Source organism: Prescottella subtropica (assembly GCF_005434945.1).
In the GTDB taxonomy this organism is placed as follows: domain Bacteria; phylum Actinomycetota; class Actinomycetes; order Mycobacteriales; family Mycobacteriaceae; genus Prescottella; species Prescottella subtropica.
In genome coordinates this window covers 106,691-112,722 of sequence record NZ_SKCH01000011.1, presented here as the reverse complement: position 1 = coordinate 112,722, position 6,032 = coordinate 106,691, and the positions used below count along the sequence as shown (strand labels likewise).

General features: G+C 67.2%; 4 protein-coding genes and 2 pseudogenes. 2 read left to right on the top strand and 4 right to left on the bottom strand.

Annotated features, from left to right (window positions below):
* Positions 1 to 379, top strand: a pseudogene (locus tag E0497_RS20430) (HNH endonuclease signature motif containing protein); the annotation flags it as partial.
* Positions 380 to 393: 14 nt separating this feature from the next.
* On the opposite strand, the gene E0497_RS12260 reads toward E0497_RS20430, so the two are convergent.
* The 3 genes and pseudogenes from E0497_RS12260 to E0497_RS12250 all read right to left on the bottom strand — a co-directional run bounded on the left by E0497_RS12260 (position 394) and on the right by E0497_RS12250 (position 1,999).
* Positions 394 to 735: a hypothetical protein gene (locus E0497_RS12260; protein ID WP_137725070.1), complete on the bottom strand. Its 342-nt coding sequence runs from the start codon at positions 733 to 735 to the stop codon at positions 394 to 396.
* 134 nt (positions 736 to 869) lie between these two features.
* Positions 870 to 1,513: pseudogene (locus tag E0497_RS12255) on the bottom strand (DUF4352 domain-containing protein).
* Between the two features lie 36 nt (positions 1,514 to 1,549).
* Positions 1,550 to 1,999 (bottom strand): hypothetical protein, encoded by a 450-nt coding sequence (locus E0497_RS12250; protein ID WP_137725069.1) that lies wholly within the window; start codon positions 1,997 to 1,999, stop codon positions 1,550 to 1,552.
* A 175-nt stretch (positions 2,000 to 2,174) separates the two neighbouring features.
* Between E0497_RS12250 and E0497_RS12245 the strand changes: the two genes are divergently transcribed.
* Positions 2,175 to 5,363 (top strand): type I restriction endonuclease subunit R, encoded by a 3,189-nt coding sequence (locus E0497_RS12245; RefSeq protein ID WP_479681067.1) that lies wholly within the window; start codon positions 2,175 to 2,177, stop codon positions 5,361 to 5,363.
* A gap of 18 nt (positions 5,364 to 5,381) precedes the next feature.
* Here the strand turns inward: E0497_RS12245 and pth are convergent, their stop codons facing one another.
* A complete protein-coding gene (pth, locus tag E0497_RS12240; protein ID WP_137725067.1) occupies positions 5,382 to 5,960 on the bottom strand; it encodes an aminoacyl-tRNA hydrolase in 579 nt (192 codons plus the stop codon).
* Positions 5,961 to 6,032: the final 72 nt, after the last annotated feature.

Genomic DNA, 6,032 nt, shown 5'->3' with positions numbered 1-6,032 from the left:
CCTGTGCCGGAAACATCACCGTCTCAAAACCATCGGCTACTGGACCGTCACCCACACCGCCGGTGGCCGACTCGACTGGACCGACCCGGCCGGCCACACCACCACCACACATCCGGACGGCCCGTTCCATACCGACGACCTGTATGCCGGTGTCCCCGAACAGATGCGGGCCCGGCTCACCGACCCCCGCACCCTCACGACACTGCGGCCGTCCCCCGCCGAACTAGAACTCGACTACCTGATCGACCTGCTCACCACCCCACGACAACGCGCCGACTACCACCAGCGTCGCCGCCGCGGCCACTCACCGCGACACACCCGCGAACGGCAGGAAACGGTGCTCGTCGTCGACTTCCTCGACGACGAGCCACCGTTCTGACGGACCTCTCGGTGCTATGCGGCGCGGGAACTGCAACCGCACGTGCAGTCGTGCATGTGGGCGTTGCCCGTGTGCCTCCACTCCAGTGCCACCTCGGGGATACGATCTCCGATCGACAACGGTGCCGCAAGACCCCGGTCGATCGCTTCCTGCCACGCATCGCGATACTTCACGACGAACCGCCTGGACAGTCCCTTGATACCGAGATCCGCGAACTGCCGGACGGTCATACCGCCACGCGCTTCGTCGGTGTACACCCAGACGATCGCCGCCCGCTGCCAGTCCTCCACCACGGCAAGCACTCCGAGCGCATTACGCGGATGCGGGATCCGATCGGTGTTCGGTGCTGTCAACATGAAACCTCCCCGTTCATGGTGTCGTTCGATCCGGACTCCCCGGAACGATCGTGGTGGCCCCGTCGCCGGCACCACCGAAAACACCCCGGCGTCCGCGTGCACTCCCCAGCGCTCGCGGACGTCGGGGCGGTCCGTCACTGCAGGGCGACGGTGACGCCGCCGGAGAACACCGAGTCGTGCAGTTCGATCTCGGCGGGAACGGCGTCGGCGGGCATGTCGTAGACGACCTTCATGGTGACCTTGTTGCCAGGGTTGATGTCGTCCCACACGGCGACGTCGGAGTCGAGGGCGATCGCGGCCATCGTGTCGGGCGTGAACTTGCGGCCCTCGGCGTCGAACAGGTTCTGGTTGCCGGCGCTCAGGCCCTTCGGCTTGTCCGACGTGTTCTGCACCGTCATGGTGACGACCACGAACTGGCCCTGAGCCTTCTTCTCGAGAAACGGATTGTCGCCGACGGAGGCGAGCCCGGATTCGACGTCGGTGACGACGAACTCGAACTTGCCGTCCCGCACCGGGGTTCCCACACCCGGAGCAGCCGCCTTCGGTGCCGGAGCCGCTGCGGCCACAGGGGCACCGGCTGCAGCGGGGGCACCGGCTGCAGCGGGGCCCCCGCCGAGGGGGTGGTGTCCGTGTCCTTCTCCCCGCCACCGGAGACGGCGGCGATCACGATGACGGCGGCGAGCGCGCCGACGATCCACGGCCACTTCTTCGACTTCTTCTTCGGAGGCTGGGCCGGCGGAACGGGCTGGCTCGGGTAGGGCTGCTGAGGGGTGGTCATGGCGGAAACCTTTCGGATGGAAGGAGCCGGGAGCGATCAGCTGCCGATGGACAGCGACAGACCTTGCTCGGCTTCGGATTCGGTGTACGACAGGCCGCCGCGGTGGGCGATCTCGACCTCGTAGAACTTGTGGCCGCGGGGGACGTCGGTGATCGTGAAATCGAACGTGCAGGTGCGGCCGCTGCGGGTGCTGCCGGTCATACGACCTTTGGAGAGCAGCGTCTTCGACTCGTCCGACACCGTCACCGCGGCCGCCGGGGACAGGTCGTCGTAGCCCTTGGCGCCGGCACACGCGAACCCGGTCGGCAGGCCGAGGGTCGTGGTGCTGCCGGTGATGTCGAACGTGCCGGTGATCTCGAACATCTTCGGGGTGCTCGCGGCGTCGACCGCGACGACCACGCCGACACCGATGGCGACGACGGCGCCGGTGGCTGCCGCGCCGGCGCCCATGCCGAGCCAGAACTGATGGCGTCCGGTCGATTTCATGGGCGGGCTCCTGGTTCGTCGAAGTGGTGACCACATCCTGAAGACACCCGCCGAAAACAGCCAACAAAACCGTTGATAAACAGGGTTATCGAGCTGCCTGACCGAACAGATCAAGGTGCTTGCGTCTGCCCGGTACTGTTTGCCCTGTTGCGTTGGTGTGAGGGAGGGCATGGTCGTGATCGAGAGCCGAGGACTGACCGAGAACGATTGGGAGCAGATGGCTCTCGACGACCTCGGGGAACTCGGCTGGCGGCACGTGTCCGGCACCGAGATCGCCCCCGGCACGGGGGAGCGGGCGTCGTGGGACGAACTGCTCGTCACGCCGCGACTGCGGCAGGCGATCGCCCGATTCAACCCGGCGCTGCCCGACCCGGTCGTGGACCGAGCCGTCGCCGAGATCGCGACCGCACGCTCGACCGACGCGATCGCCGAGAACGAGGTGATCCACGGCTACCTCACCGACGGGATGCGCTCGGTGTCGTACATTGACGACGCCGGCCGGGAGATCACCCCCACCATCCGGCTGCTGTCCCCGGATCCGGACGAGAACGATTGGCTCGCCGTCGATCAGGTGACGATCGTCAAGGGCGACCACCGCCGCCGATTCGACCTCGTGCTCTACATGAACGGGATGCCGGTCTCCGTCGTCGAACTCAAGAAGGCCGGTGCCGAACACGCCGGACTCGTGCAGGCGCACGCACAGCTGCGCACCTACGTGCGGGAATTTCCGCTCGCGTTCCGGTTCGCCGTCTTCACCGTCATCTCCGACGGCATCACCGCCCGCTACGGGACCCCGTTCACACCGTTCAACCATTTCTCGCCGTGGAACGTCGACGACTACGGCGTGCCCGTGACCACCGAGAACCCGGACGGCGCAACCCCGTTGGGCACCGCACTGTACGGGCTGTTCAACCAGGAACGGTTCCTGCAACTGCTCCGCAACTACACCGCGTTCGACCACGACGAGAACGGCCTGCTCAAGCGGATCGCCAAACCGCACCAGTACTTTGCCGTCACCAAGGCGATCGGCAAGACGGTGCAGGCCGTCGGCACCAGCGGCAAGGCCGGCGTCGTGTGGCACACCCAGGGCTCGGGCAAGTCCATGGAGATGGAGCTGTACGCCAACCAGGTGATCCGGCATCCGCAGCTGGCCAACCCGACGGTCGTGGTCATCACCGACCGCACCGAACTCGACGGGCAGCTGTACGAGACGTTCCTGCGGTCGAGGCTGCTGCCCGAACGCCCCAAACAGATCCGTAAACGCGAAGAACTGCGACAGGAACTGTCCGGGCGCACCACCGGCGGCATCTACTTCACGACCCTGCAGAAGTTCGGGCGCACCACCGACGAACGCCGGTCCGGTGCCGGCCATCCGCTGCTCACCGAACGACGCAACATCGTCGTCATCGTCGACGAGGCGCACCGCAGCCACTACGACAACCTCGACGGGTACGCCCGGCACCTGCGGGATGCGCTCCCGTACGCGACGCTGATCGCCTTCACCGGCACCCCCGTCTCGGAGACCGACCGCGACACCCGCGCCGTGTTCGGCGACGACATCGACGTCTACGACCTCACCCGGGCGGTCGAGGACGGGGCCACCGTCCCGATCTACTTCGAGAGCCGGCTGGTGAAGGTGTCGTTCGCCGAGGACGTGTCGGAAGACGACGTGGACGCCTCCGCCGACGAGGTGACCTTCGGGCTCGACGACACCGAACGCGACCGCATCGAGAAGAGTGTCGCGGTCATCAACGCGGTCTACGGGGCACCGACCCGGCTGCGGAAGCTGGCCGCCGACCTCGTCGACCACTGGGAGGCGCGGCGGGCGGCGATGCGGCCGTTCGTCGGCTCCGACGAGAATCCGGCCGCGGCGGGCAAGGCGATGATCGTCGGCGCGACCCGGGAGATCTGCGCCGACCTGTACCGCGAGATCGTGACGCTGCGACCCGACTGGCATTCCGACGACCTGACCGCCGGCCGCATCAAGGTCGTCTACTCCGGCAGCCCCGCCGACGTGCCCCCCATCGTCGACCACGTGCGCCGCGACTCCGAGAACGCCGCGATCAAGAAGCGGCTCAAGGACATCGACGACGAACTCGAACTGGTCATCGTCAAGGACATGATGCTCACCGGGTTCGACGCGCCCCCGCTGCACACCATGTACCTCGACCGGCCGCTGCGGGGTGCGCTGCTCATGCAGGCCCTCGCCCGCGTCAACCGCACCTTCCGCGGCAAGCAGGACGGGCTCCTCGTCGCGTACGCGCCCGTCGCCGACAACCTCGCGAAGGCGCTCGCCGAGTACACCGAAACCGATCAGCGGCAGAAACCGATCGGCAAGGACATCGGTGACGCCGTCGACGCCGCCAAGAACCTCGGCCGCATCCTCGAGAACATCCTGCACGGCTTCGACTGGCGGGCCCAGCTGCGCAAGCCCGGTCCGCGAGCCTATTTCGACGCCGCGAACGCGACCGTCAACTTTCTGCGCGACCCCCGCAACCCCGAGAACCAGGTCGAGGAGGGACAGGAGACACTCGCCGCGCGCTACCGGAAGTTCGCGTCGCAACTGTCCCGAGTGTGGGCGATCTGCGGCAGCCACGACGGACTGCGAGAGTTCGCGCCGACCGCGATGTTCTTCGAAGAGGTCCGCGTCTACATGGCCAAGTGGGACGCCGAGGAACGCTACGCGCGCGGCCAGGCCGTCCCCGAGGACGTGCAGCGGGCGCTGCGCCAGCTGATGGCGGCGTCCGTCGAATCCGGGGAAGTCCTCGACATCTACGACGCGGCCGGCATGCCGAAACCGTCCCTGAAGGACATCAACGTCGATTTCATCCGACGGACCCAGGAAGCGAAGAACCCGAACCTGGCGATCGAGGCGCTACGGAAGCTGATCACCGACGAATCCCGCAACGCCGCGAAACACAACCTGATCCGGCAGCGGGCGTTCTCGGAGCGGTTGCAGGCGCTCATGGTGAAGTACACCAACAGCCAGCTCACCTCCGCCGAGGTGATCGCGGCACTCGTCGAGATGGCGAAAGAAGTTGCCGCCGAATCCGATCGGGGCAGTCGTTTCAGCCCGCCCCTCGACGAGAACGAACTCGCGTTCTACGACGCCGTCGCGCAGAACGAGTCGGCTGTCGAGGAACAGGGGGAGGGCAAGCTCGCCGACATCGCCCGCGACCTCGTCGCGGTGATGCGCCGGGACGCCTCCACCGACTGGACCGTCCGCGAGGACGTCAAGGCGCGGCTGCGGTCACAGATCAAACGACTGCTCACCCGGCACGGCTACCCGCCGGACCGGCAGCCCGCGGCCATCAAACTCGTCATCGAACAGATGGAGGTCATCGCCCCGGTCTTCGCGGCGTGAGCGGGGGAGGGTCGGCGCTCAGTGCAGCCGATTCTGTGCCGCTTCCAGCCCCAGCTGCAGGACGAGTTCGACGGCGTCGGCGGCTTCCTCGCAGACGAGGTCGAGTTCCTTGCGTTCGACGGTGCCGAACGGTTTGAGGACGTAGTCGGCGGGGTCCTGGCGGCCGGGGGGCCGGCCGATGCCGACACGGGTGCGCAGATAGTCCTTGGTGGTCAACGACTTCGAGATGGAACGCAGACCGTTGTGGCCGCCTTCACCGCCGCCCTGTTTCAGCCGGACGGTGCCGAAGTCGAGGTCGAGTTCGTCGTGGACGACGACGATGTTGTCGGGCGCCACGGAGAAGAAGCGGGCGAGTCCGGCGACGGCACCACCGGAGAGGTTCATGTAGGAGCGTGGCTTGGCGAGGATCACCTGCCGGCCGGCGATCCGGGTCTGCACGATGTCGGCGCCGCTGCGCTTGTGGGCGCTGAACTTGCCCGCTACGCGTCCGGCGAGGACGTCGGCGACCATGAAACCGATGTTGTGCCGGGTCTTCTCGTACTGGGGTCCCGGGTTGCCCAGTCCGACGACGATGGCGGTTCCGGTCTCGTCACTCACAGCTCGTGTGTTCCTTCCAAGGGTCGTGCATACGAGAGCGGCGCGCCGAACCCGGACGGGGTCGGCGCGCCG

What these genes read in the sequence shown, in the direction of transcription:
- E0497_RS12250 (WP_137725069.1), bottom strand. Translation starts at nt 1,999, where the DNA reads ATGAAATCGACCGGACGCCATCAGTTCTGGCTCGGCATGGGCGCCGGC.
- E0497_RS12260 (WP_137725070.1), bottom strand. Translation starts at nt 735, where the DNA reads ATGTTGACAGCACCGAACACCGATCGGATCCCGCATCCGCGTAATGCG.